The following is a 21651-nucleotide window of genomic DNA, read 5'->3' as shown; positions in this document are numbered from 1 at the left end:
GGCTAGCCGACGGGTGTCGGTCGTCAGCCGGTCGGCGCGGCCGCGGCCTTCGCTGCCTCGGGCTGGGCGGCCGCGACCGCCCGGAACGCGGCGGCGAACCGCGGAATGCCGGCCTCGATGGTCTCCATGGTGGCGGTCAGCGAGATGCGGAAGAACCCGGGCGTCTCGAACATGCGCCCCGGCAGCACGAGCACGCCCTCGCGATCGAGTGCCTGGGTGAACGCGACGTCGTCGGCGAGCGGCGACTGGGGGAACAGGTAGAACGTGCCCTCGGGCACCGAGAGCGTGTAGCCGATCTCGCGGAGTGCGGCGACCATGGTGTCGCGCTTACGCTGGAACAGCTCGATGTCGAACGCGAGCTGCTCGAGGCGCGGAAGCCCGTACTGCATCGAGGAGTTGGGGAAGAGCCATCCGCCGCTGATCTGCACGGCCTCGATCGCGTCGCGGAACTGCTCGCGGCCGGGCATCGTCGGCGACACGGCGAGGTACCCGAGACGCTCACCCGGCGACAGCAGGGTCTTGCCGTAGCTGTAGGCGAGGAAGCTCCACGGGTAGAACTCGAGCGGGCTGCGGAAGCGGGCGTCGTCGAAGATGATTCGGTTGTACGGCTCGTCGGAGATCAGGAAGATGCGGCGTCCGTTCCGTTCGGATGCCTCGTCGAGGATCTTCGCCAGGCGCTCGAGCGTCGCCGGCGGATAGATGCGGCCGGTCGGGTTGTTGGGGCTGTTCACGATCACGATGCGCGTGCGCGGCGTGATCGCGGCCGCGATGGCATCGAGGTCGAGATCGAGCGTCTGCCGGTCGATCGACACCTTCACCGGCACGAGGCCGGCCTCGAGCACGAGCGGCTCGTACAGGAACCAGGGCGGCAGGCTGTAGACGACCTCGTCGCCCAGATCGCCGACGATCTTGAGCGCGATCGAGATCGCCGCGAAGCCGCCCGTCGTGAGGTGCACGTCGTCGGGCTCGAACGGGAGGTCGATGTGGCGCCGCAGTGATTCGGTCGCGGCTTCGATCGCCTTCGCGTCGCCGAAGTTGTATGCGAACCACAACTCGTGCTGCGGGATCAGCGCCTCGCGCAGGATCTCGACGTAGGCCTCGGAGGGCGGGTCGTGCGGGTCGCCGAACGTGAAGTCGAGCACGCCCGGCTCATGTCGTCGCTGCTCGTAGCCCGAGAGCCGGTAGAACTCGTAGAGCAGCTGGAACGGCGTCGCAGCGGCGATGGTCGCGACGCGATCGGAGGTGAGGCGGTCGTCCATGAGCCCTCCCCAGGGAACTGGGGGCCTCCGGACGCGGAGGTCCCGCGGACTCCGCCCATGGTACTCCGCGACGAGGCTCCCGCGGGTTGAGGAGTGGCGGGCAGCGCCCGTCTCGAACCCGGCCGACCGCGGGTTCGGCAGTCGGGTTTCGAGACGCTTCGCTCCTCAACCCACGGCGACGTACCCGTCGGCGACGGTGAGCGCCTCGTCGATGATGTCGAGGCCGCGGTGCAGCTCTGCTTCGGTGATGATGAGCGGAGGGGCCACGTGCATGCGGTTGAAGTGGATGAACGGCCACAGGCCCGCCTGCTTGCAGGCCGCGGCGACCGCACCCATCGGAGCGGCATCCGCACCGCTCGCATTGAACGGCACGAGCGGCTCGCGCGTCGCGGCATCCTTCACGAGCTCGATCGCCCAGAAAAGGCCGAGCCCGCGCACCTCGCCGACGCTCGGGTGCGCGGCGGCCATCGCCCGAAGGCGCGGCTCGACGACCCGCGAGCCGAGATCGCGCACGCGCTCGAGGATGCCGTCGCGCTCGAACACCTCGAACGTCGCGACGCCGGCGGCGCAGGCGAGCGGATGTCCCGAATAGGTGAGGCCGCCCTGGAACGCCACGGTGTCGAAGTGCGACGCGATGCGCTGCGAGATGACCACGCCGCCGAGCGGCACGTATCCCGAGTTCACGCCCTTCGCGAAGGTGATGAGGTCGGGCACGACGCCGAAGCGGTTCACCGCGAACCACTCGCCGACGCGGCCGAAGCCCACCATGACCTCGTCGGCGATGTAGACGATGCCGTACCGGTCGCAGAGCTCGCGCACGCCCTGCAGGTAGCCCGGCGGCGGCACGAGCACGCCGTTGGTGCCGACGATCGTCTCGAGGATGATCGCCGCGATCGTCGACGCGCCCTCGAGGGTGATGACTTGCTCGAGGTGCGCGAGCGCCCGTTCGGTCTCCTGCTCGGGGCTGTCGGCGTGGAACGACGAGCGGAACGGGTACGGCCCGAGGAAGTGCGCGACGCTGCCGTCGGACGGTTCGTTCGCCCAGCGGCGCGGGTCGCCCGTGAGCGAGATCGCCGTCGCGGTGCCGCCGTGGTAGCTGCGGTACATCGACAGCACCTTGCGGCGCCCGGTCACGGCGCGGGCCATCCGCACGGCGTATTCGTTGGCGTCGGCGCCGCCGTTGGTGAAGAACACCTTGTCGAGGTCGCCGGGCGCGACCTCGGCGATGCGGCGGGCGAGCTCGCCGCGCACGTCGTTCGCGATCGAGGGCTGGATCGTCGCGAGCCGCCCCGCCTGCTGCTGGATCGCGGCGACGAGGTCGGGGTGCTGGTGCCCGAGGTTCAGGTTCACGAGCTGACTCGAGAAGTCGAGGTACGCGTTGCCCCGGTAGTCCCAGAACGTCGAGCCCTCGCCGGCCGCGATGGGCAGCGGGTCGATGAGGGCCTGCGCGCTCCAGGAGTGGAACACGTGGGCGCGGTCGTCGGCGCGCACCTGCGCATCGGCGGCCGAGTCGGGCAGCGGATGCCGCGTGCCGGAGCGGTCGGCGAACGTCGCGGTTGCGACATCCGTCAGCTCGATCGTGTCAGTCATGTCTTCCTCTCGGAATCCGTGGGTTGAGGAGGGCGCGTGCGCCGGTCTCGAAACCCGGTTGCTCGGGTATGGGTTTCGAGACGGCGCTGGCGCGCCTCCCCAACCCGCAGAATCGGTCAGTGGTTCTGGGGGAAGCCCAGGTTGATGCCGCCGTGGGCGGAGTCGCCCCGCGTAGCCGGGTCGAGCCAGCGGCTCGTGATCGCCTTCTCACGGGTGAAGAAGTCGAAACCGTGAACGCCATAGGCCTTCGCGTCGCCGAACAGCGACTGCTTCCACCCGCCGAACGAGTGGTACGCGACGGGCACCGGGATCGGCACGTTGATGCCGATCATGCCGACCTGCACCTCGTTCTGGAAGCGGCGGGCGGCACCGCCGTCGTTGGTGAAGATCGCGGTGCCGTTGCCGAACCGGCCGGAGTTGATGAGGTCGAGGCCCTCGTCGTAGCTCTCCACGCGAACGATCGAGAGCACCGGGCCGAAGATCTCCTCGGTGTACGCCCGCGACGTGGTGGGCACCCGGTCGAGCAGGGTCGGTCCGAAGAAGAAGCCGTCCTCGTGACCGTCGACCGTGAAGTCGCGGCCGTCGACGATGATCTTCGCGCCGTCGGCCTCGGCGATGTCGACGTACGACGACACCTTGTCGCGGTGCACGTCGGTGATGAGCGGGCCCATGTCGGGCTCGACGCCGTCGACGCCGTCGACGCCCGCGCCGTTGCCGATCTTGAGCTTCGCGATGCGTTCGGTGATCTTGCCGATGAGCTCGTCGGCGACCGGCTCGACGGCGAGCACGACCGAGATGGCCATGCACCGCTCGCCGGCCGCGCCGTACCCGGCGTTCACGGCCTGGTCGGCGACGAGGTCGAGGTCGGCGTCGGGCAGCACGAGCATGTGGTTCTTCGCGCCGCCGAGCGCCTGCACCCGCTTGCCGTGCTTCGACGCGGTCTCGTAGATGTACTGCGCGATCGGGGTCGACCCGACGAACGAGATCGACTGCACGACCGGTGAGGTGAGCAGTCCGTCGACGGCGAGCTTGTCGCCCTGCAGCACCGTGAAGACGCCGTCGGGCAGGCCTGCCTCCTTCCAGAGCTCGGCGAGCCAGAGCGCGGCCGAGGGGTCCTTCTCGCTCGGCTTCAGGACGACGGCGTTGCCGGCGGCGATCGCGATGGGGAAGAACCACATCGGCACCATGGCCGGGAAGTTGAACGGGCTGATGATGCCGACCACGCCGAGCGGTTGCTTCAACGAGTACACGTCGATGCCGCTCGAGGCGTTCTCGGAATAGGCGCCCTTGATCAGGTGCGGGAAGCCGGTGGCGAGTTCGACGACCTCCTGGCCGCGCAGGATCTCGCCCATCGCGTCGGAGAGGACCTTGCCGTGCTCGGCGGTGATGAGGGCGGCGAGCTCGCCCTTGCGGGCGTTGAGCAACTCGCGGAAAGCGAACAGCACCGTCTGTCGCTTCGCGATCGAGTAGCGGCTCCACTGCTCGAACCCAGCCTGCGCCGATGCGATCGCCGCATCGACCTCCGCCTGATCGGCCAGCGCGACCTCGGCCCGCACGGCACCGGTGGCGGGGTTGTACACCGGGGCGGTTCGGCCCGAGGTGGACGCGCGCAGTGCGCCGTCGATCCAGTGGCCGATCACCGCCACCTCGGGGGTCGAGGTCGGTGAGGGGGCGGTTTCGGTGATGCTCATTGCAGTTCCCAACTGAAGGCGGTGATGCGTCCGGCGTTGAATCGGACAGATTGACCGGGGTCGACTAGGCTTTCGATTCCCAGCATGACAGAGGATGTGAGCTGCGCCAGATGCCAGATCGTCGCGAAGATGCCGTCAACCGAACGGATCGTCCGGGTGCACGGAGCGCGCCGAGCGAGCCTTCGGCCGACGGCGGGCTGCCGACCGTCCGGGAGATCCTGACGCTCCCCCCGGTCGCCGCGGGTGTTCCCGAGGTGCTGTCGAGCGACGGGGCGCTCGACGCTCGCGTGCGGTGGGTGCACGTCTCCGACAGTGCAGGCGTCGCCCGACTGCTGAACGGCGGCGAGTTGCTGCTCTCGACGGGTTCGGGCTGGCCGACCGAGCCGACCGAGCTCGCCGACTTCATCGCGGGACTCGTCGACGCCGGGCTCTCGGGCCTCGTGCTCGAGCTCGGCGTGCACTACCGCTACGTGCCCGCGATCGTCGAGTCGGCCGCTCGTGAGCGCGGGCTCGCGCTGGTGGCCCTGCACCACGAGGTCAAGTTCGTCACGCTCACCGAGGCGGTGCACCGCCGCATCATCAGCGAGCAGACCGCGGCGCTCCGTGCCCGTGACGAGGTGCGCGAGCGGTTCACTGCGCTGAGCCTGCGTGGGGCGCCCGCCGACTATGTCGTGCGCCAGTTGGCCGACACACTCGGCTCGCCGGTCGTGCTCGAGAACCTCGCGCACGAGGTGGTCGCGGCCGAGGGCACGTTCGGTGGCGACGGCGAGGTGCTCGCCGAGTGGGAGTCGCGGTCTCGCCGCGCGCACCGGCTCGCGACGGAACCGCCCGCGACGACGGAGCCCGCGACGACGGCGCCTGAGCAGGCCGCATCACGTCGGTCCGACGATTGGCTCATCGTGCCCGTCGAGGCGCGGGGCACCCGGTGGGGCTCCCTCATCGCGCTCCCAGGACCTGCCCATCCGGCCGGCCGCACCGCGGTGCTCGAACAGGGAGCCATCGCGCTCGCGCTGGGTCGTCTCGCCGAGGGTGATGCCGACGCCGACGAGTGGGTGCGTGCCGGACGGCAGCGACTCATCGACAGCCTGCTGGCAGGCCGGTTCGCTGGTCTCGCCGCGGCATCCGCCCGCCTCGCCGCGGCCGGGCTGCCGGTCGACGGATCCGTCCTGCACGGACTCGTCGCCACGGGTGCGCCGATCACCGGAAGGGCTGCGGATGTCGCGGCCCGCGCCCTGGGCGGGCGGGCGATCGCCGGCGACGCCCCTGGGATCCGGTCGTCGGACCAGGCAACGGTGGTGCTGCTCTCGCTGCCCGCGGGCAGCACGTTCGGCGATCGCCCCTCGCGGGCCTTCGCGCGCGGGATCGCGCGTGATGCGGCATCCGCCGACCGGCTCGTGCTCTCGATCGGTGCGGCCGCGGCCGATCTCGACGGGCTGCTCGCCTCGGTGCAGGAGGCGCTCGATCTGGCGCGGGCGGCCGGCGGACGGGTCGCTCACGGACCGACGTTGCGGCGCAGCGAGGACCGGCCCCTCATGCGCCTGGTCACCTCGCTGCGTGACGACCATCGGCTGCTGCGGCACAGCGAGCTGATGCTCGCGCCGCTCATCGAATACGACCTCGCCCGTGGCGGCGACCTGCTCGACGTGCTGGGGGCGATGCTCGCGCATCCGGGCAATCGCACGGCTGCGGCATCCGCATCGCATCTCTCCCGGTCGGTGTTCTACCAGCGGCTCGCGCTCATCGGCGACCTGCTGGGTGTCGACCTCGACGACGGCGAGACGCTGACCGCGCTGCATCTCGCCCTACTCGTGCGGCGCAGCGCCTCGTCGTGACGCGGTTGACAGGACATCTCGCGCTCGACAGGACAGGTCGCGCCCGAACTCGTCCTGTGAATCGCGAGATGTCCTGTGAACCTCAACTGGAGGCGACGGGGAGCAGGATCTTTACTTGCTATTGACAAGTGCACTTGCAAAGAGCAAGCTGGACGACGACAGAGCAATTCGAACGACACGACCTTGGAGCAACGATGACCACGAGCATCTTCGTGAACCTGCCCACCACCGACCTCGACCGCTCGAAGGCGTTCTACGAGGCGCTCGGGTTCAGCATCAACCCGGCCTTCACCGATGAGAACGCCGCCTGCATCGTCTTCGGCGACAACATCTACTTCATGGTGCTGACCCGCGAGTACCTCGGCACGTTCACCGACAAGCAGATCATCGACCCGAAGACGCACGCGCAGACGAGTGTCGCGTTCAGCCGCGACTCCCGCGACGAGGTCGACGAGGTGCTCGCCAAGGGCCTCGCCGCCGGAGGTGTCGAGCCGCGCGAGGCGCAGGACTACGGGTTCATGTACTCGCGCGACCTCGAAGACCCCGACGGCAACATCCTCGGCTTCCTCTACATGGACCCGGCGGCCGCCGCGCAGGGCCCCGAGGCGTACCTGGCCGAGCAGGGAGCCTCGGCGCCTTCGGCGTCGGCCTGACCGGGTCGGGCACATGGCCACACGCGCCGCGCGCGGCTTCGGCCAGTACAGCGGCGCGGCTCGGGCCCTCGAGCGGGTCGGGGACCGGTGGGCGCTGCTCATCGTCCGCGACCTGCTCGTCGGCGCGCGCCGGTACGGCGACCTGAAGGCGGGACTCCCGCGCATCCCCACGAACATCTTGAGCGACCGGCTCAAGGAACTGCAGGAATCGGGAGTCATCAGGCGCGTGCCGACCGTGCGCGGCGGGTACGAGCTCACGGCGTTCGGCCGTGCGCTCGAACCCGTCGTCGTCGCGCTCGAACGTTGGGGGTGGTCGACCCTCGGCGACCCTGCCGAGGGCGAGATCGTCACCGCCGATGCGCTCGCCGTGGCGTTGCGCGCGGCCTTCCGGTCGGATGTCGCGGCCGGCGCACCCCCGACCGAGTACGTGCTGCACGTGGGTGGGGCTTCAGATGGCGCGGTCTCGGTCGTCGTGGTCGTCGTGAACGCGACGCTCGAGGTGACGCCCATCGGACCGGGCGCACTGCCGCAGCCGCGTCACGGCGACGCACCCGAGGTCGCGTTCGAGGCGAGCGCCGAGTTCGTGCTCAGCGCAGCGGAGTTCCGTGATCTCATTTCGGGGGCGCTCGACCCGGCCGGGGTGCAGTTGCTCGCCGGTGAGCAGGACGCCGTCGTGCGCTTCACCCGCATGTTCCACATCGACCCGGTCGGCCCGGCACCCGACGCCGCGGTCGGGTCGGGCGCGGCCGAGGTGTCGGTCGCCTGACAGCCACCACCTCACCAGACACACCTCTGCGGACGAATCAGCTCAGAACCCCACCGCCCACGGCGGCTCTTCCCAGCCGGGTTCCTCGTTGACAGCCGGATTGGATCCGAGTGAGTCAGATGCTGGTGGCCGTGAAGCGGGTCGATCGGGTTCGGGTGGAGCGTCTGGCGGCGACGCAGTACCGGGCGATGCGTCGGGGTCGACCGACGATCGCGCAGGCGCGAACGGATGCTCGGGTCGACTTCGGTAGATGCGACCGGCCGGTGACTTCCAACGAATGACGCCGCCGGGCTCGTGCGCAATTCGCCATCCGGTTCGGTGCTTGAGTCGATGGTGCTTGCGACAGAGGTGCGCGAGATTTTCGTGTTCGGTGCGCCCGTCGAACGCCCAGTCTGTGGTGTGGTCGATATCGCTCGCGACGGCGCGACGACCGCATCCCGGGAATCGGCACCCACCGTCGCGCACCCGCAGGTAGCCGGCGAGATCGGCCGGCACCCGGTAGCTCTCGCGGCCGTACGAGAGGTAGGCGCCGGTCTCGGGATGCGTGAGGATGCGTTGGAACGAGGGCGCATGCGCCGCGAGCTCGCGAGCCGTCTCGGCATCGATCGGCCCGTAGCCGTCGAGTTCGGCGGGCTCGTCGGAATGCCCGAGCAGCGTCATCACCGGCACGGTCACGTACACCCGCGGGATCACGGCGCCGAGTGGTCGACGCCGGGCGGCCGAATCGCCACTGGAGCCGTTCGACGCACCGGGGCCTTCGCCGCAGGAATCGCCGCCGCGCTCGCTGCCGTCGTGCGCGACCGGGTTTCCGAGCAACAGGTCGGCCGCGATGTCGAGCGCCCGCTGCGCCGCCGTGCGGTCGTCGACGGATGCTCCGGCGAGGGCATCGAGCCGAGCCCGGATGGCCGTGGCACGTTCGCCTTGGAGGTAGAGGCTGAGCCAGGCCATGCCGTCGGGCTCGGGCTCGAGACACACCCGCCGGTCGAGGGCACTGCGCGCCTGTCGCTGCTCGAGGGGCTCGGCGAGCAAGCGCTCGCGCAACCCCCGCAGGCTGCGCCGCAGCGACGCATTGGTCAGGCGCGCTGCACGATCGAGCGCCGTGACCTCGAACTCGGCGAGGAGCGGCTGCGGCATGCCCTGGGTCGCATCGATGATCGTGCGGGTGTGGGCGAGCCCGATCGCGCCACGTGCGAGCGCGTCGAGCGTCGAGGGCAGCGACCGAAGCTGCGTAGCGTCGGCGACCATCGCACCCGAGTGCCGCTCGTGCACCCGCAGCGCCGTCGCGAGTTCTGCGACGAACGCGCGCGTCGCGAGTTCGCGATCGGTCGAGCTGCTGCCCTCATGCACCCGTTCGACCGCGTGCGCCCAGCCGTGCGCGCGCTCGATGCGCCGCAACTGCTCGGCCTGCGCGGCGCGGATGGACCGCTCGAGCTCGACGATCGCCTCGAGTTCGGCGTCGAGCGCAGCCTCGGCGGCGCGCTTCGGACCGCCGCCCGGTGCCCGGTGCCCGGGAGGCATCGTCGTCAGCGGCACCGCCGAACTGCGTCATGAGTCCATTCGATCACGACCCACCGACATCGGGTTCGAGGCTGAAATCACCGATCAGAGGCGATAAATCTGTGGAGAACTCCGGGGCGCGACGCCCTGTTGAGGACGAGTCGGGGTGACAGGCCAGGCCCGCTCGGGGCGGGAGGAGGGCCATCACGCCGCGACCGCCCTCAGGGCGCGACGTACACCTTGCGCAGCGTTTCGCGCACCGTCCAGATCGTCTTCATGCCGGCCTCGAGGCGCACGACCGAACCGGGCGCGAGCACGATCGGCGATGAGTGGGGGTGCTCGAACTCGACCGTCGCGGCGCCAGCGAGCACCATGAACACCTCGTCGGCCTCGACGTCGCGCATCGCGCCGGGCGTCATCTCCCACACGCCGACGGTGCCCGACGGGCCCTCGTCGAGCACGACGTAGCCGGTGGTGGGCGACCCCGCGACGACCTGGTCGGCCGGCACCGGTTCATACGAGAGGGCGGCGGATGCGGCATCCGTCACCGTCGCGGCAAGCAGGCGCATGACGTCACTCATGAATCGAACCCCAATCCCAGCGCATCGAGCGTCTTCAACAGCAGATTGCGCCGTCCCTGGTTGTGGTCGGCCCGGTCGAGCGACCATCGGGTGGCGTTGATGCCGATCGCGGCGGCCGGCTCGGGCGGGAACGGAAGCGGACGCTTGCGCACCATCTCGAGCGAGGTGCGCTCGTTGTCGCGATGCTCGAGCAGGTCGAGCATGACCTCGGCGGCGAATCGCGTCGACGCGACACCGAGGCCCGTGAATCCGGCCGCATATGCGACGCGATTGTCGCGGGCGGTGCCGAAGAAGGCCGTGAACTGGGTCGAAGTGTCGACCGCGCCCGCCCACTTGTGCGAGAAACGCATGCCCTCGAGCTGCGGGAAGGTCGTGAAGAAGTGGCCTGCGAGCATCTCGAACGCGGCGGGGCGCTGCTCGTACCGATCACGCATGCGGCGACCGTAGTGGTACACCGCGTCGTAGCCGCCGAAGAGGATGCGGTTGTCGCGCGTCATGCGGTAGTAGTGGAACTGGTTCGCCATGTCGCCGATGCCCTGCCGGCGCGACCAGCCGATCGAGGCGAGCTGCTCGGCCGTAAGCGGTTCGGTCATGAGCGCGTAGTCGTAGACGGGCACCGTCATGAGCCGGTTGCGCTTCAGCAGCGACGGGAACACGTTCGTCGCGAGCACCACGCGGGCCGAATCGATGCGGCCCACGTCGGTGACGACGCTGGCCGCGCCCGTGGAACCGGGGGTCTCGAGGCGGAGCACCCGTGACCGCTCGAAGATCTCGACCCCGAGGTCTTCGGCGACCCGCGCGAGCTCGGACGCGAGCTTCGCGGGGTGCAGGATCGCGCTCGTGCGCGTGTTCCACACCGCTCCGAGATAGGTGGGCGACGCCACCTCGGCCTGCACGGCCGCCTCGTCGAGGTAGATCACCGAGTCGTCGCCGCGCCCCGCGGCGTCGGCCAGTGACTCCTCGAGCCACTCGAGTTGGTGCGGTTCGACCGCGACGTCGAGCGAGCCGTTGCGCTCGAACTCGAACGACATGTCCAGCTCGGCCTCGGCCGCCTCGATCGCGTCGAGGTTCTCGAGCCCGAGGCGGTCGAGCGTGTCGAGCTCGTCGGGCCAGCGGGCGAGGCCGTTCTCGCGCCCGTGCGTGAGGCTCGCCTCGCAGAATCCGCCGTTGCGGCCCGACGCCGCCCACCCGATCGACTTCGCCTCGACCACGATGACGCGCGTGCCGGGGTTGCGCTGCTTCGCAAGGATCGCGGTCCACAGGCCGGTGTAGCCGCCGCCGACGACGGCGAGGTCGGCGACGTGGTTGTGGGTGAGCACACGGCGAGTCGGTTGCCCGCCCGACGCGGCGAGGTCGTCGAGCCAGAACACCGATTGGCGGGTGTCGGCGAGCGAGTGCTGCACGACGGATGCCGGCGGCCGGCGTCGTTCGAAGACGGTGGTTGCCACGAGATCACTCCGATGCGGTCTGTGTTCCCATCCTCCCGCGCGGCACCCGCCGGGCGCCAGCGCGCAGTGTCCCGACATCCGCTCGCCGTCGTACAGAGCGCACGGATGTCGCGATGCTGCGTTCGCGACGCGTCGCGGCCGTATCACCTCATCTGCGTGATGCATCCCGCCGAAGCAGTGGAGACCCTGAGAGAACCGTTGCGGAGGGGAACGAGCCCATGACTGATGCACGACGACCGTCAGTGAGCGGAGCACCGCTCGCGCCGACCCGCGTACTGCCGTTCCCACCGCCGGCATCCGGCAGCGTCGCGGGGCGCACGCTCGCGGAGTCGACGTATTCGCCGAAGCCGCGGGAATCGCACCTGCCCGCCGACGCGCCCAACGTGCTCGTCATCCTCATCGACGACGCCGGACCCGCGCTGCCGAAGCCGCTGGGCGGCATGGTCGAGACGCCCACGATGGAGCGGGTCCGGTCGAACGGGGTCGGCTACAACCGGTTCCACACGACGGCGATGTGCTCGCCGACGCGGGCATCGCTGCTCACCGGGCGCAACCACCACCGGGTGGGCAGCGGCCAGATCGCGGAACTCGCCAACGACTGGGACGGCTACTCGGGCCACATCCCGAAGAGCAGTGCGACGATCGCCGAGGTGCTGCGCCAGTACGGGTACGCCACCGGGGCGTGGGGCAAGTGGCACAACACGCCGGCCGAGGAGACCACCTCGTCGGGACCGTACGACCGCTGGCCGACGGGATACGGCTTCGAGTACTTCTACGGCTTCCTCGCCGGCGAAGCGTCGCAGTACGAGCCGAACCTGGTGCGGAACACCACGTCGGTACTGCCGCCGAAGACGCCCGAAGAGGGGTATCACCTCAGCGAGGACATCGCCGACGACGCGATGAAGTGGCTGCGCGAGCACCGGGCGACCGCGCCCGACCAACCGTTCTTCATGTACTGGGCGCCCGGCGCGATCCACGGGCCCCATCAGGTGCCGAGGGAGTGGGCCGACAAGTACGCGGGCAAGTTCGACGACGGCTGGGATGTGTACCGCGAGCGCGCCCACGAGGGTGCGAAGGCCGCGGGCTGGATCCCGCAGGACGCCGAACTCACCCCGCGGCACGAGACGCTCGCCGCTTGGGACGACATCCCCGACGACCAGAAGCCGTTCCAGCGACGCCTGATGGAGGTCTGCGCCGGGTTCGGCGAACACGCCGACGTGCAGGCGGGACGCGTGGTCGATGAGATCGAACGACTCGGCTACGGCGACAACACGATCGTCGTCTACATCTGGGGCGACAACGGGTCGTCGGGCGAGGGGCAGAACGGCACCATCAGCGAACTGCTCGCCCAGAACGGCATCCCATCGACCGTCGAGCAGCACATCGCGGCGCTCGAGGAGCTCGGGGGCCTCGACGCACTCGGCACGCCGACGACCGACAACATGTACCACGCCGGATGGGCGTGGGCGGGCTCCGCGCCCTACCAGGGTATGAAGCTCCTCGCCTCGCACCTGGGCGGCACGAGGAACCCGATGTTCGTGCAGTGGCCGAACCGCATCACGCACGACCCGGTGCCGCGCACGCAGTTCCACCACGTCATCGACCTGGTGCCGACGATCTACGACATCATCGGCATCTCGCACCCCGACACGGTCAACGGCATCCCGCAGGACCCGATCGACGGGATCAGCATGGCGTACTCGATCGACGACGCCGCAGCCGAGGGTCGGCGCCGCACGCAGTACTTCGAGATCATGGCGAGCCGCTCGATCTACTCCGACGGATGGATGGCGTCGGCGATGGGGCCGCGCCTGCCGTGGGTGCCCGGCCTGCCGGCCGGGATCAAGACGTGGACGCCGGACGCGGATCGGTGGGAGCTGTACCACCTCGACGAGGACTGGACGCAGGCGAACGACCTCGCCGCCGAGCATCCTGAGAAGCTCGCCGAGCTCAAGGAGGTGTTCGCCATCGAGGCCGCCAGGAACGAGGTGCTGCCGATCGGCGGCGGCCTCTGGATCGTGGTCTACCACCCGGAGATGCGCCTGGGCCCGCCGTACACCGAGTGGCGGCTGAGCGGCGACACCGTGCGCATTCCGGAGTTCTGCGCCCCGGCGCTCGGCAACAAGCCGAACACGGTCACCATGAAGGTGCGCCTGCCCGAACGTGCCAACGGCGTGCTCTACAAGCTGGGCGGCGTCGGCGGAGGGCTCACGCTGTTCCTCGTCGATGGCGTGCTGACCTACGAGTACAACCTCTTCCTCATCCAGCGAACGACGATCACCTCGTCGGCGCCGCTGGCCGCCGGCGAGGCGACGATCGAGATCGCCACGCGCTACGTCGAGCCGCGGCCCGGCGGCCCGCTCGAGGTCGTGCTGTCGGTCGATGGCACGCCGGTGGGCTCGGGCACCGTGCCGGTCAGTGCGCCGCTGCTGTTCAGCGCGAACGACTGCCTCGACATCGGCCGGGCGTACGGCGGCGCGGTCTCACGGGAGTACGCCGACAGGATGCCGTTCGCGTTCAACGGGGAGATCGATGACGTGCACATCGCATATGTGATGCCACCTGCGGGGTGACCGCCGGAATCGAGTGACCGCCGGGCGGTCTCGTTGCGCGCTGCGCGGTGCTCGACCGGTGGGTCAGCGCGGCGCGTGCGCCTCGAGGAACTGGTACACCTCGGTCTGGTCGACGCCCGGGAACGTGCCCGTCGGCAGCGCCGCGAGCAGGCTCGTCGGGGTGCGAGCGGCCGGCCACGAGGCATCCGCCCACTTCTCGGCCAGCGCACCCGGCGCCTGGCGGCAGCAGGATTCGTCGGGGCATCGCGACACCGCACGGTGCGGTGTCTCGCGCCCGCGGAACCACTTCACGTGCTCGAACGGCACGCCCACCGAAACCGAGTACTCGCCCTCTTTCGCCTTCTCGATGCGCGACGTGCACCAGAAGGTGCCCGACGAGGTGTCGGTGTACTGGTACCAGGGGCTGAAGCGGTCTTCGACGTCGAAGACGGTTCGCGCCGTCCAGTTGCGGCACATCGTCGTGCCCTCGATCGCGCCGAGTGCGTCGGAGGGGAAGCGCACCCGGTCGTTCTCGTACGCCTTGATGATCGTGCCCGACTCATGCACCTTCGTGAAGTGCACCGGAATGTCGAGGCGCGCCGTCGCGAGGTTCGTGAAGCGGTGGGCGGCGGTCTCGTACGAGACGGCGAACGCGTCGCGAAGCTCCTCCATCGAGATGCGGCGCAGGTTCTTCGCCTCGGTGAGGAACCGCACCGCAGCCTGCTCGGGCAGCAGGATCGCCGCGGTCAGGTAGTTCGTCTCGATGCGCTGGCGCAGGAAGTCGGCGTAGCTCGCGGGCTCGTCGTGGTCGAGCAGGTGGCTGGCGAGCGCCTGCAGGATGGGGGAGCGCGAGTCGCGCGACGGCGACTGCTGCGTCGGCAGGTAGATGCGGCCGTTGCGCTTGTCGGTCACCGAGCGGGTCGAGTGGGGCAGGTCGCCGACGTAGTGCAGCGAGTAGCCGAGGTGGCTCGCCATGTCGGCGACGAGCTGGTGCGACACCGGTCCGCCGGTGTGCCCGACGGCCTCGAGCAGCTCGGCGGCCTTCGCCTCGAGCTCGGGGTAGAAGTTGTCGCGGGCACGCATCTCGGCGCGCAGCTCGGCGTTCGCCCGCCGCGCCTCCTCGGGCGTCGCGGCGCGCTCGCGGTGCAGGCGGTCGATCTCGTGGTGCAGCGCGAGGATCGTCTGCAGCGTCTGGTCGCTCATCGTCTTGGCCACGCGGAACGGCTCGAGCCCCAGCGCCTGGAAGACGGGGCCGCGCTGCGCCCGCTCGACGGCGATCTCGAGGGCGGCGCGCTCACTCGGCGCATCGGCACGGAGGAGCTCGTCGACGGTCGTGCCGAGCGCCAGCGCGATCGTGCGCAGCATCGAGAGGCGTGGCTCGCGCTTGCCGTTCTCGATCGCGCTGACCTGCGACGGCGCCCGGTCGATCGCCGCGGCGAGCGCGCCGAGGGTCATGCCGCGGGCGGTACGACGTTCGCGAATGCGGCGGCCGAGCGTGAGCGCGTCGACTCCATCGGCGGGTTCGGCCGGTTCGACGGGGGTGAGCGTTGCGCTTCGATCCGCGGTGATCATCTCTCGATGGTCACACGAGCGAGCGGATGTCGCAAACGGAACTCTCGCGAGAGTTCCGCGAGCAGGGGCATCCGTTGCGTGAAATCGTCCGATGCGACGAGATCTGACGCAGAAGAATCGGCTTCTGTCTGGCGCATGGCGCGTCCAAATGCAGGTGCAGGTGCAGGCGCGGTCAGCGCGTCGAGGTTCGGCGCGGCACTGCTGCGCGGTCGCTGCACCGTGACCTTCCGCGGCCGCGCGTCGCGGGCATAGGCTGGCCGACGACACGCCCGTCATCGACGTTGGGGGTCGTCCGATGAAGACGCAGGCACCGATCGGGGACATCGCCGACTGGGGCGAGCCCGTCTCGGCGGGGGCGATCGCGTGCGAGTTCGACTATCCGGTCTACCGGCGCGATCCCGACGCGGGCCCTGGTCCCGTCGTGATCCTCCTGCAGGAGCTCTTCGGCATCACGCCGACGGTCGTCGGCCTCGGCGACCACCTCGTCGCGCAGGGCTTCTCGGTGGCGATTCCGTACCTGTTCGGGGCGCCGCACCATGATGCCCGTCAGGCGCTCATGCCGCTCGCGCAGGCGCGTATCTGCATCACGCGCGAGTTCCGGGCGCTCGGACTGCGGTCGCAACGGGGATTCAGCGTGAAGCTGCGTGCGCTCGCCGAGGCCCTCAAGACCGATGACTCGCCACGCGGCGTCGGCGTCATCGGCATGTGCTTCACGGGAGGGTTCGCCCTCGCGGCCGCGATGAGCGAGGTCGTCGTCGCGCCGGTGCTCAGCCAGCCCTCGCTGCCGTATGCGTTGCCCGGGCCGTGGAGTCGCGCAGTGCCGGTCGGCCGAGCGGAGATGACCGAGATCACCCGTCGTACGCGCGACGACGGGCTCTGCGTGCTCGGGCTGCGCTTCAGCGATGATCGCATCGCGCCGAAGCACCGGTTCGCGGCGTTGCAGCAGCGTCTCGGGGGCGCGTTCGAGGTCATCGAGCTCGATTCGTCCTGGGGCAACGCCGGCGGATTCAGGCCGCGGGCGCACTCCGTGCTGACCGTCGAGGTGCGCGAGGAGTCGCGGAACGAGGCGCACGAGGCGCGGAAGAAGGTCGTTCGGTTCCTGAAGGACCGACTCACCTGACCGCACGTGACGTCAGCCGATCGCGGCGTGCTCCTCGCCGAGCATGTCGAGGTAGTGCACGTTCGTCATGACCCCGAGCACGTTGCCGAAGGGGTCGACGACCGACGCGGTGACGAAGCCGGGGCCATGCTCGGTGATGGGCAGGAGCGGGGTCGCGCCGAGTTCGACCAGCCGTGCGACGGTCGCCTCGAGGTCGTCGACGTGCCAGTGCACGATCGGCCCGGCGCCGCCCGCGGCCAGCTCGCTCGGGGCGAACCGCCGGTCGATGAAGCCGAGCTCCTGCTGGTGGTCGCCGATGCGGAACTCCACGTAGGCGGCGCGCCCGTCGGGGCCGGGGCGATCGAAGTACGGCTCGATGCCGAGCACCCGGGTGTACCAGGCCGCGGCCGCGGCCGGGTCGTCGACGTAGCAGTTCACGGTGGCGATGCCTCGAAGCATGATCTCTTCTTCCTGTCATTCGGCGACCCGATGTCGTCGTTGAATTCAGGATGCTCCACAGAAGTGCTCACCTTCTGACTACTTTCTCGACGAGAATGAGAGCATGCGCGCAGATCGACTCGTCGCCACCCTGCTGCTGATGCAGGCACGGGGCCGGGTCACCGCGCGCCAGCTCGCCGACGAGCTCGAGATCTCGGTCGCAACCGCTCGTCGAGATCTCGAAGCACTCTCGGCGGCGGGCGTGCCGGTGTATCCGCAGCCGGGACGTGGCGGCGGGTGGTCGCTGCTCGGCGACGGGCGAACCGACCTGAGCGGGTTCACCGCGTCCGAGGCGCGGGCCCTCTTCCTGCTGCTCGGCCCTCGCGCGGGCGAGTCCGCCTCGGCCGCGTCGGCGCTGCGCAAGGTGATGCGGGCGCTGCCGCCGACCTTCCGTGCCGATGCCGAGGCTGCAGCCGATGCGGTCGTCGTCGAGGCAGGCGGTTGGGGTGCACCGGCATCGACGCCGGGCGCCGTGCACGCCCTCCAGCTCGCGGTCGTCGAGCGCCGGCTCGTCGGGTTCAGCTACGCGGCGTGGGGGCGGGAGCCCGTCGACCGCGTCGTGCGCCCCCTCGGTCTGGTCGACAAGGCGGGCCGCTGGTACCTCGTCGCCGACACCGACCGGGGGCTTCGCAGCTACCGCGTCGACCGCATGACCGATGTCGAAGCCCGTGAGGATCGGTTCGAGCCGCCCGCCGGATTCGACCTCGATGCCGCGTGGACGACCCTCGCGGCCGAGATCGAGCAGACCCGGGCGCGCACGACCGCGACGGTGCTCGTCGACCCGGCGGTCGAAGACGAGTTCCGTGGCTGGGTCGGGCAGACCGAGGTAATGGGCGTGGCCGACGACGGTCGCGCGATCGTGCGAGTCGCCGGCCAGACCGACCTGGTGCTCGCCCGGCGCCTAGCGGCGTGGGGCGCCCGGACCGAGGTCGTCGACCCGCCGGCGGTCCGGCGGCTGCTGGCCACGCTCGGAGCCGCGCTCACGTCCAGGTACGGCGACACCGATGCGTCGAGCGGTGCCGACGACGCCAGCGGCTACGCGCCGGGAGACGCGTAGACCCGATCTCCCTCGACGAACGTCTGCAGCACCCGCGTGGCGCCGATCTCCGAGGCGGGCCCCGCGAACGGATCGCGATCGAGCACCACGAGGTCGGCCAGCTTTCCCTCGGTGATCGTGCCGGTGTCGTCGAGGTGGTTCACGAACGCCGAGCCGGCCGTGTAGGCGGTGAGCGACGTCGCGAGGTCGATCGCCTGCTCGGGGAGGAACGCGTCGAACTCGCCCTCTTCGTGGCCCGGGGCCGCCCTGCGGTTCACCGCCACGTGGATCGCGGCGAGCGGATCGGGAGTCGACACCGACCAGTCGCTGCCCGCGGCGAGCACGGCGCCCGAGCGCGACAGGTCGCCGAACGGGTACTGCCAGGCGTCGCGCGGCGAGCCGAGGAACGGCAGCGTGAGGTCGACCATCTGCGGTTCGAGTGCCGCCCACAGCGACTGCATGTTCGCCACGACGCCGAGCTCGCGGAACCGTGGGATGTCCTCGGGATGCACGACCTGGATGTGTGCGACGTGGTGCCTGAGGTCGTTGCGGCCGTTGGCGGCGATCGCATGCTGCACGGCGTCGAGGCACTCGCGGACCGCGCGGTCGCCGATCGCATGGAAGTGCAGCTGGAAGCCGAGGGCGTCGAGTCTCGGCGCGGCCTCGTTCAAGATCTCGGGCGGCACGAACGAGATGCCCGAATTGTCGGTGAAGTGCCCATGCCCGTCGCAGTACGGCTCGAGCATCGAGGCGGTGAAGTTCTCGGCCACCCCGTCTTGCATGATCTTGATGCTCGTGGCGGCGAACCGGCCCCCGCGATAGCGCTCACGTCGTTCGACGAGCGAGTCGATCTGCTCGAGCCCCGCCGTTCGATCCCACCAGAGTGCGCCGACGACGCGGGCGGTGAGCGTGCCCGCTGCCGCGGCGGCGAGGTACGCGGGACCCGGGTCGCCCGCGTCACCGTAGCTGCCGACGATCGCGTCCTGCCACGCCGTCACCCCGTGGGAGTGCAGGTACTCCTGGCCGAGCAGGAGTGCCTCGGTGAGCGTCTCGAGGCTCGTCTCGGGAAGGTGCCGGTTCACGAGCGACATCGCGCCCTCATGGAGGGTGCCGGTCGGGTTGCCGTCGTCGTCGCGCTCGATGCGACCGTCGGCCGGGTCTGGCGTGTTGCGGTCGATACCCGCCAGCCGCAGTGCCGCCGAGTTGACCCAGGCACCGTGTCCATCGCGGTTCGGAAGGAACGCAGGCCGATCGGGCACGACCCGGTCGAGCGCCGCCGCCGTGGGCGTGCCTCCGGGGAACGCCGACATCTGCCATCCGCCGCCGAGCACCCACTCGTCGTCGGAGTGCTCGACCGCGTATTCGCCGATGCGCGCGAGGTACTCGGGCTCGGTGCCCAACTGGGCAAGGTCGCAGCGCATCAGGTCGAGGCCGCCCCAGACGGGATGCACGTGCGCGTCCTGGAACCCCGGCAGGAGCATCCGGCCGGCGAGATCGACGACCTCGGTCCGCGAGCCGATGAGCTCGCGCACGTCGTCGTCGGAACCGACCGCGACGATTCGCCCGCCGGTGACGGCGACGGCGCTCGCCCGCGAGCGGACCGCGTTCGCGGTGAAGACGGGGCCGCCGGTGAAGACGAGGTCGGCGTGGGGCATGGGGGAGGTCCTTTCGTACGTCCGTCGGTCGAGTGGCGCGGAGCGCGTATCGAGACCTTGGATCTCGATGCGGCCTGGCGGCCTACTCGATCGGCGGGTGATCAGTTGCCGGTCATGGTGCGGGCGATCTGCGTCGCCGAATCGCCTGCACGCCGCAGTACGAACGCGACGAGCCCGAGCGCGACCAGGGTGAGCACGAGCATGATCGTCGACACCGAGGCGATCTCGGGTCGCAGGCCGCTGCGCAGCGCGCTCAGCACATAGACGGGCCACGGCGTCGTGCCCGACACCTGCACGAACGCGGCGATGACGGTGTTGTCGAGACTCAGCGTGAACGACAGCAGGAATCCGGCGAGCACGGCCGGCATCGCGAGGGGCAGCGTCACCCGGCGGAACGTGGTGAGCGGCTTCGCATAGAGGTCCGACGACGCCTCCTCGAGTTGCGCGTCGAGCCCCACCAGCCGGGCGCGCACGATGTACGAGACCACCGCGGTCGCGAACAGCGAGTGACCCACGACGAGTCGCACGACGCCGTCGTTGAAGAGCGCGAGGCCGGCGTCCTGACCGAGGAAGACGAGCCACGGCAGCAGCGCCACCGCATCGACGATCTCGGGCGTCACCGACACAAGCAGCAACAGGCCGATGAACCAGAACACCCATTTGCCCGGATGCCGCGCCATCGCGATTCCCGCGAGCGTGCCGAGCACCGTGGCGACGAGGGCGGCGATGGCGCCCGTCTGCACCGAGACCCACACCGCATCGCGGATCGCCGGCTTCTCGAGCAGTGCGATGAACCCGTCGAACCCGAAGCCGTCCCAGGCGACGAGCAGCCGCCCCGTGTTGAACGCCGAGACGATGATGACGATGATCGGGGCGAACAGGAAGAGGAACACGAGGACGCCCCACACACTGAGTGCGACATCCGACCACGAACGCTTCACGATGCGACCTCCTCGGGGACTCGGTCGGCGGACGCGGCGCCGTCGTCGGCCAAGCCGGAGCCGGAGACGGACGACGCCGACGGTGTGTCGGCCGCCTCCGACGACGGCGGCTCGCCGAGCACGAGCCGATTGCGGGTTCGGAACGGCAGGGTCACGAGCCACACGACGAGCCCGCCGAGCGCGACGGTGACCATGATGACAAGGATGAGCAGCACGGCCATCGCCGATCCGAGAGCCCAGTTCTGTGCGGTCTGGAACTGGCTCGCCACGAGCTGGCCGACCATATTGCCCTTCGCGCCGCCGAGCACGGTGGCGGTGATGTAGTCGCCCATGAGGGGGATGAAGACGAGGAGGACCCCGGCGATGACGCCCGGCCGCGAGAGCGGCAACGTCACCCGCGCGAAGGTTCGCCACTTGCCGGCACCCAGGTCTTTCGACGCCTCCCGCAATGGGGTTCCGACGCGGTCGAACGCGACGTAGAGGGGCAGGATCATGAGCGGCAGGTAGTTGTAGACCACGCCGATGAGCACCGCCGTGCGCGTGTACAGGAGGTCGAGCGGGCCGTCGATGACGCCCACCCCCTGCAGCAGCGTCGAGAGCCAGCCCTCGGGGGCGAGGATCACCTGCCAGCCGATCGTGCGCACGAGGAAGTTCGTCCAGAACGGCACCATGACCAGCGCGATCAGCAGCCCGCGACGCGACGGCGGCGCCTTCACCGCCATCCAGTAGGCCACCGGCAGCCCGATCACGAGGCACAGCGCCGTGCCCGCGAGGCCGATCCAGAGCGTGTTCATGAACGTCGTGAAGAACGTCGGCGAGAGGGCCTCGACGTAGCGGTCGAACGAGAGCACGTCGTTCGCGTGCGTACCGAAGATGCCGGGCTTGTAGCCGAAGCTGAACCAGACCACCATCGCCACAGGGGCGACGAAGAAGACGACGAGCCACGCCCATGCCGGTATGGCGAGGGCGAAGCGCGGCATT

The 21651-nt window shown here is 70.0% G+C and carries 17 protein-coding genes; 6 read left to right on the top strand and 11 right to left on the bottom strand.

Going from position 1 to position 21651, the window contains the following annotated elements; all coding sequences use genetic code 11:
- Nucleotides 1–23 precede the first annotated feature (23 nt).
- The 3 genes from LSF15_RS09055 to LSF15_RS09045 form a co-directional block, all read right to left on the bottom strand.
- Nucleotides 24–1259 carry an aminotransferase class I/II-fold pyridoxal phosphate-dependent enzyme gene (locus LSF15_RS09055; RefSeq protein ID WP_232498197.1) on the bottom strand — a complete coding sequence of 412 codons (1236 nt, stop codon included), beginning with the start codon at nt 1257–1259 and terminating at the stop codon, nt 24–26.
- Nucleotides 1260–1424: 165 nt separating this feature from the next.
- Nucleotides 1425–2849: an aspartate aminotransferase family protein gene (locus tag LSF15_RS09050; protein WP_232498196.1), complete on the bottom strand. Its 1425-nt coding sequence runs from the start codon at nt 2847–2849 to the stop codon at nt 1425–1427.
- A gap of 116 nt (nt 2850–2965) precedes the next feature.
- The gene (locus LSF15_RS09045) at nt 2966–4540 is read right to left on the bottom strand and encodes a CoA-acylating methylmalonate-semialdehyde dehydrogenase (RefSeq protein ID WP_232498195.1); all 1575 of its coding nucleotides are present in this window, start codon (nt 4538–4540) and stop codon (nt 2966–2968) included.
- Nucleotides 4541–4650: 110 nt separating this feature from the next.
- Between LSF15_RS09045 and LSF15_RS09040 the strand changes: the two genes are divergently transcribed.
- From LSF15_RS09040 to LSF15_RS09030, 3 genes are all read left to right on the top strand, one after another.
- Nucleotides 4651–6372: a PucR family transcriptional regulator gene (locus tag LSF15_RS09040; protein ID WP_232498194.1), complete on the top strand. Its 1722-nt coding sequence runs from the start codon at nt 4651–4653 to the stop codon at nt 6370–6372.
- Between the two features lie 194 nt (nt 6373–6566).
- Nucleotides 6567–7025, top strand: coding sequence for a VOC family protein (locus LSF15_RS09035; protein ID WP_232498193.1), 459 nt, complete (start codon nt 6567–6569; stop codon nt 7023–7025).
- 13 nt (nt 7026–7038) lie between these two features.
- Nucleotides 7039–7791 (top strand): winged helix-turn-helix transcriptional regulator, encoded by a 753-nt coding sequence (locus tag LSF15_RS09030; protein ID WP_232498192.1) that lies wholly within the window; start codon nt 7039–7041, stop codon nt 7789–7791.
- A gap of 42 nt (nt 7792–7833) precedes the next feature.
- Here the strand turns inward: LSF15_RS09030 and LSF15_RS09025 are convergent, their stop codons facing one another.
- From LSF15_RS09025 to LSF15_RS09015, 3 genes are all read right to left on the bottom strand, one after another.
- Nucleotides 7834–9309, bottom strand: a complete 1476-nt coding sequence (locus tag LSF15_RS09025) for an HNH endonuclease signature motif containing protein (RefSeq protein WP_232498191.1) — start codon at nt 9307–9309, stop codon at nt 7834–7836.
- Nucleotides 9310–9509: 200 nt separating this feature from the next.
- Nucleotides 9510–9869: a cupin domain-containing protein gene (locus LSF15_RS09020; protein ID WP_232498190.1), complete on the bottom strand. Its 360-nt coding sequence runs from the start codon at nt 9867–9869 to the stop codon at nt 9510–9512.
- Nucleotides 9866–11317: an NAD(P)/FAD-dependent oxidoreductase gene (locus LSF15_RS09015; RefSeq protein WP_232498189.1), complete on the bottom strand. Its 1452-nt coding sequence runs from the start codon at nt 11315–11317 to the stop codon at nt 9866–9868. Before LSF15_RS09015 ends, LSF15_RS09020 begins: the two co-directional genes overlap by 4 nt.
- A 218-nt stretch (nt 11318–11535) precedes the next feature.
- Between LSF15_RS09015 and LSF15_RS09010 the strand changes: the two genes are divergently transcribed.
- The gene (locus LSF15_RS09010) at nt 11536–13890 is read left to right on the top strand and encodes an arylsulfatase (RefSeq protein ID WP_232498188.1); all 2355 of its coding nucleotides are present in this window, start codon (nt 11536–11538) and stop codon (nt 13888–13890) included.
- Between the two features lie 63 nt (nt 13891–13953).
- On the opposite strand, the gene LSF15_RS09005 is transcribed toward LSF15_RS09010, so the two are convergent.
- Nucleotides 13954–15441 (bottom strand): helix-turn-helix transcriptional regulator, encoded by a 1488-nt coding sequence (locus tag LSF15_RS09005; RefSeq protein ID WP_232498187.1) that lies wholly within the window; start codon nt 15439–15441, stop codon nt 13954–13956.
- Between the two features lie 295 nt (nt 15442–15736).
- Here LSF15_RS09005 and LSF15_RS09000 point away from each other — a divergent pair, with 295 nt between their 5' ends.
- Nucleotides 15737–16561: a dienelactone hydrolase family protein gene (locus LSF15_RS09000; protein WP_232498186.1), complete on the top strand. Its 825-nt coding sequence runs from the start codon at nt 15737–15739 to the stop codon at nt 16559–16561.
- Between the two features lie 12 nt (nt 16562–16573).
- On the opposite strand, the gene LSF15_RS08995 is transcribed toward LSF15_RS09000, so the two are convergent.
- Entirely contained in the window at nt 16574–16999 is a 426-nt protein-coding gene (locus tag LSF15_RS08995; RefSeq protein ID WP_232498185.1) for a VOC family protein, read from the bottom strand.
- Between the two features lie 103 nt (nt 17000–17102).
- Here LSF15_RS08995 and LSF15_RS08990 point away from each other — a divergent pair, with 103 nt between their 5' ends.
- Entirely contained in the window at nt 17103–18095 is a 993-nt protein-coding gene (locus LSF15_RS08990) for a helix-turn-helix transcriptional regulator (protein ID WP_232498184.1), read from the top strand.
- On the opposite strand, the gene LSF15_RS08985 is transcribed toward LSF15_RS08990, so the two are convergent.
- The 3 genes from LSF15_RS08985 to LSF15_RS08975 all read right to left on the bottom strand — a co-directional run bounded on the left by LSF15_RS08985 (nt 18074) and on the right by LSF15_RS08975 (nt 21650).
- Nucleotides 18074–19729 (bottom strand): amidohydrolase, encoded by a 1656-nt coding sequence (locus tag LSF15_RS08985; RefSeq protein ID WP_232498183.1) that lies wholly within the window; start codon nt 19727–19729, stop codon nt 18074–18076. The two genes, LSF15_RS08990 and LSF15_RS08985, sit on opposite strands and share 22 nt — an antisense overlap.
- A 101-nt stretch (nt 19730–19830) precedes the next feature.
- Complete coding sequence (locus tag LSF15_RS08980; protein WP_232498182.1) at nt 19831–20670, bottom strand: ABC transporter permease; 840 nt, start codon at nt 20668–20670, stop codon at nt 19831–19833.
- Nucleotides 20667–21650: an ABC transporter permease gene (locus tag LSF15_RS08975; protein ID WP_232498181.1), complete on the bottom strand. Its 984-nt coding sequence runs from the start codon at nt 21648–21650 to the stop codon at nt 20667–20669. Before LSF15_RS08975 ends, LSF15_RS08980 begins: the two co-directional genes overlap by 4 nt.
- Nucleotide 21651: the final 1 nt, after the last annotated feature.

Source organism: Agromyces humatus, from assembly GCF_021228295.1.
Classification (GTDB): Bacteria; Actinomycetota; Actinomycetes; order Actinomycetales; family Microbacteriaceae; genus Agromyces; species Agromyces humatus.
Note: the sequence above shows the minus strand (reverse complement) of the source record. Positions and strands in the feature narration are given on the sequence as shown.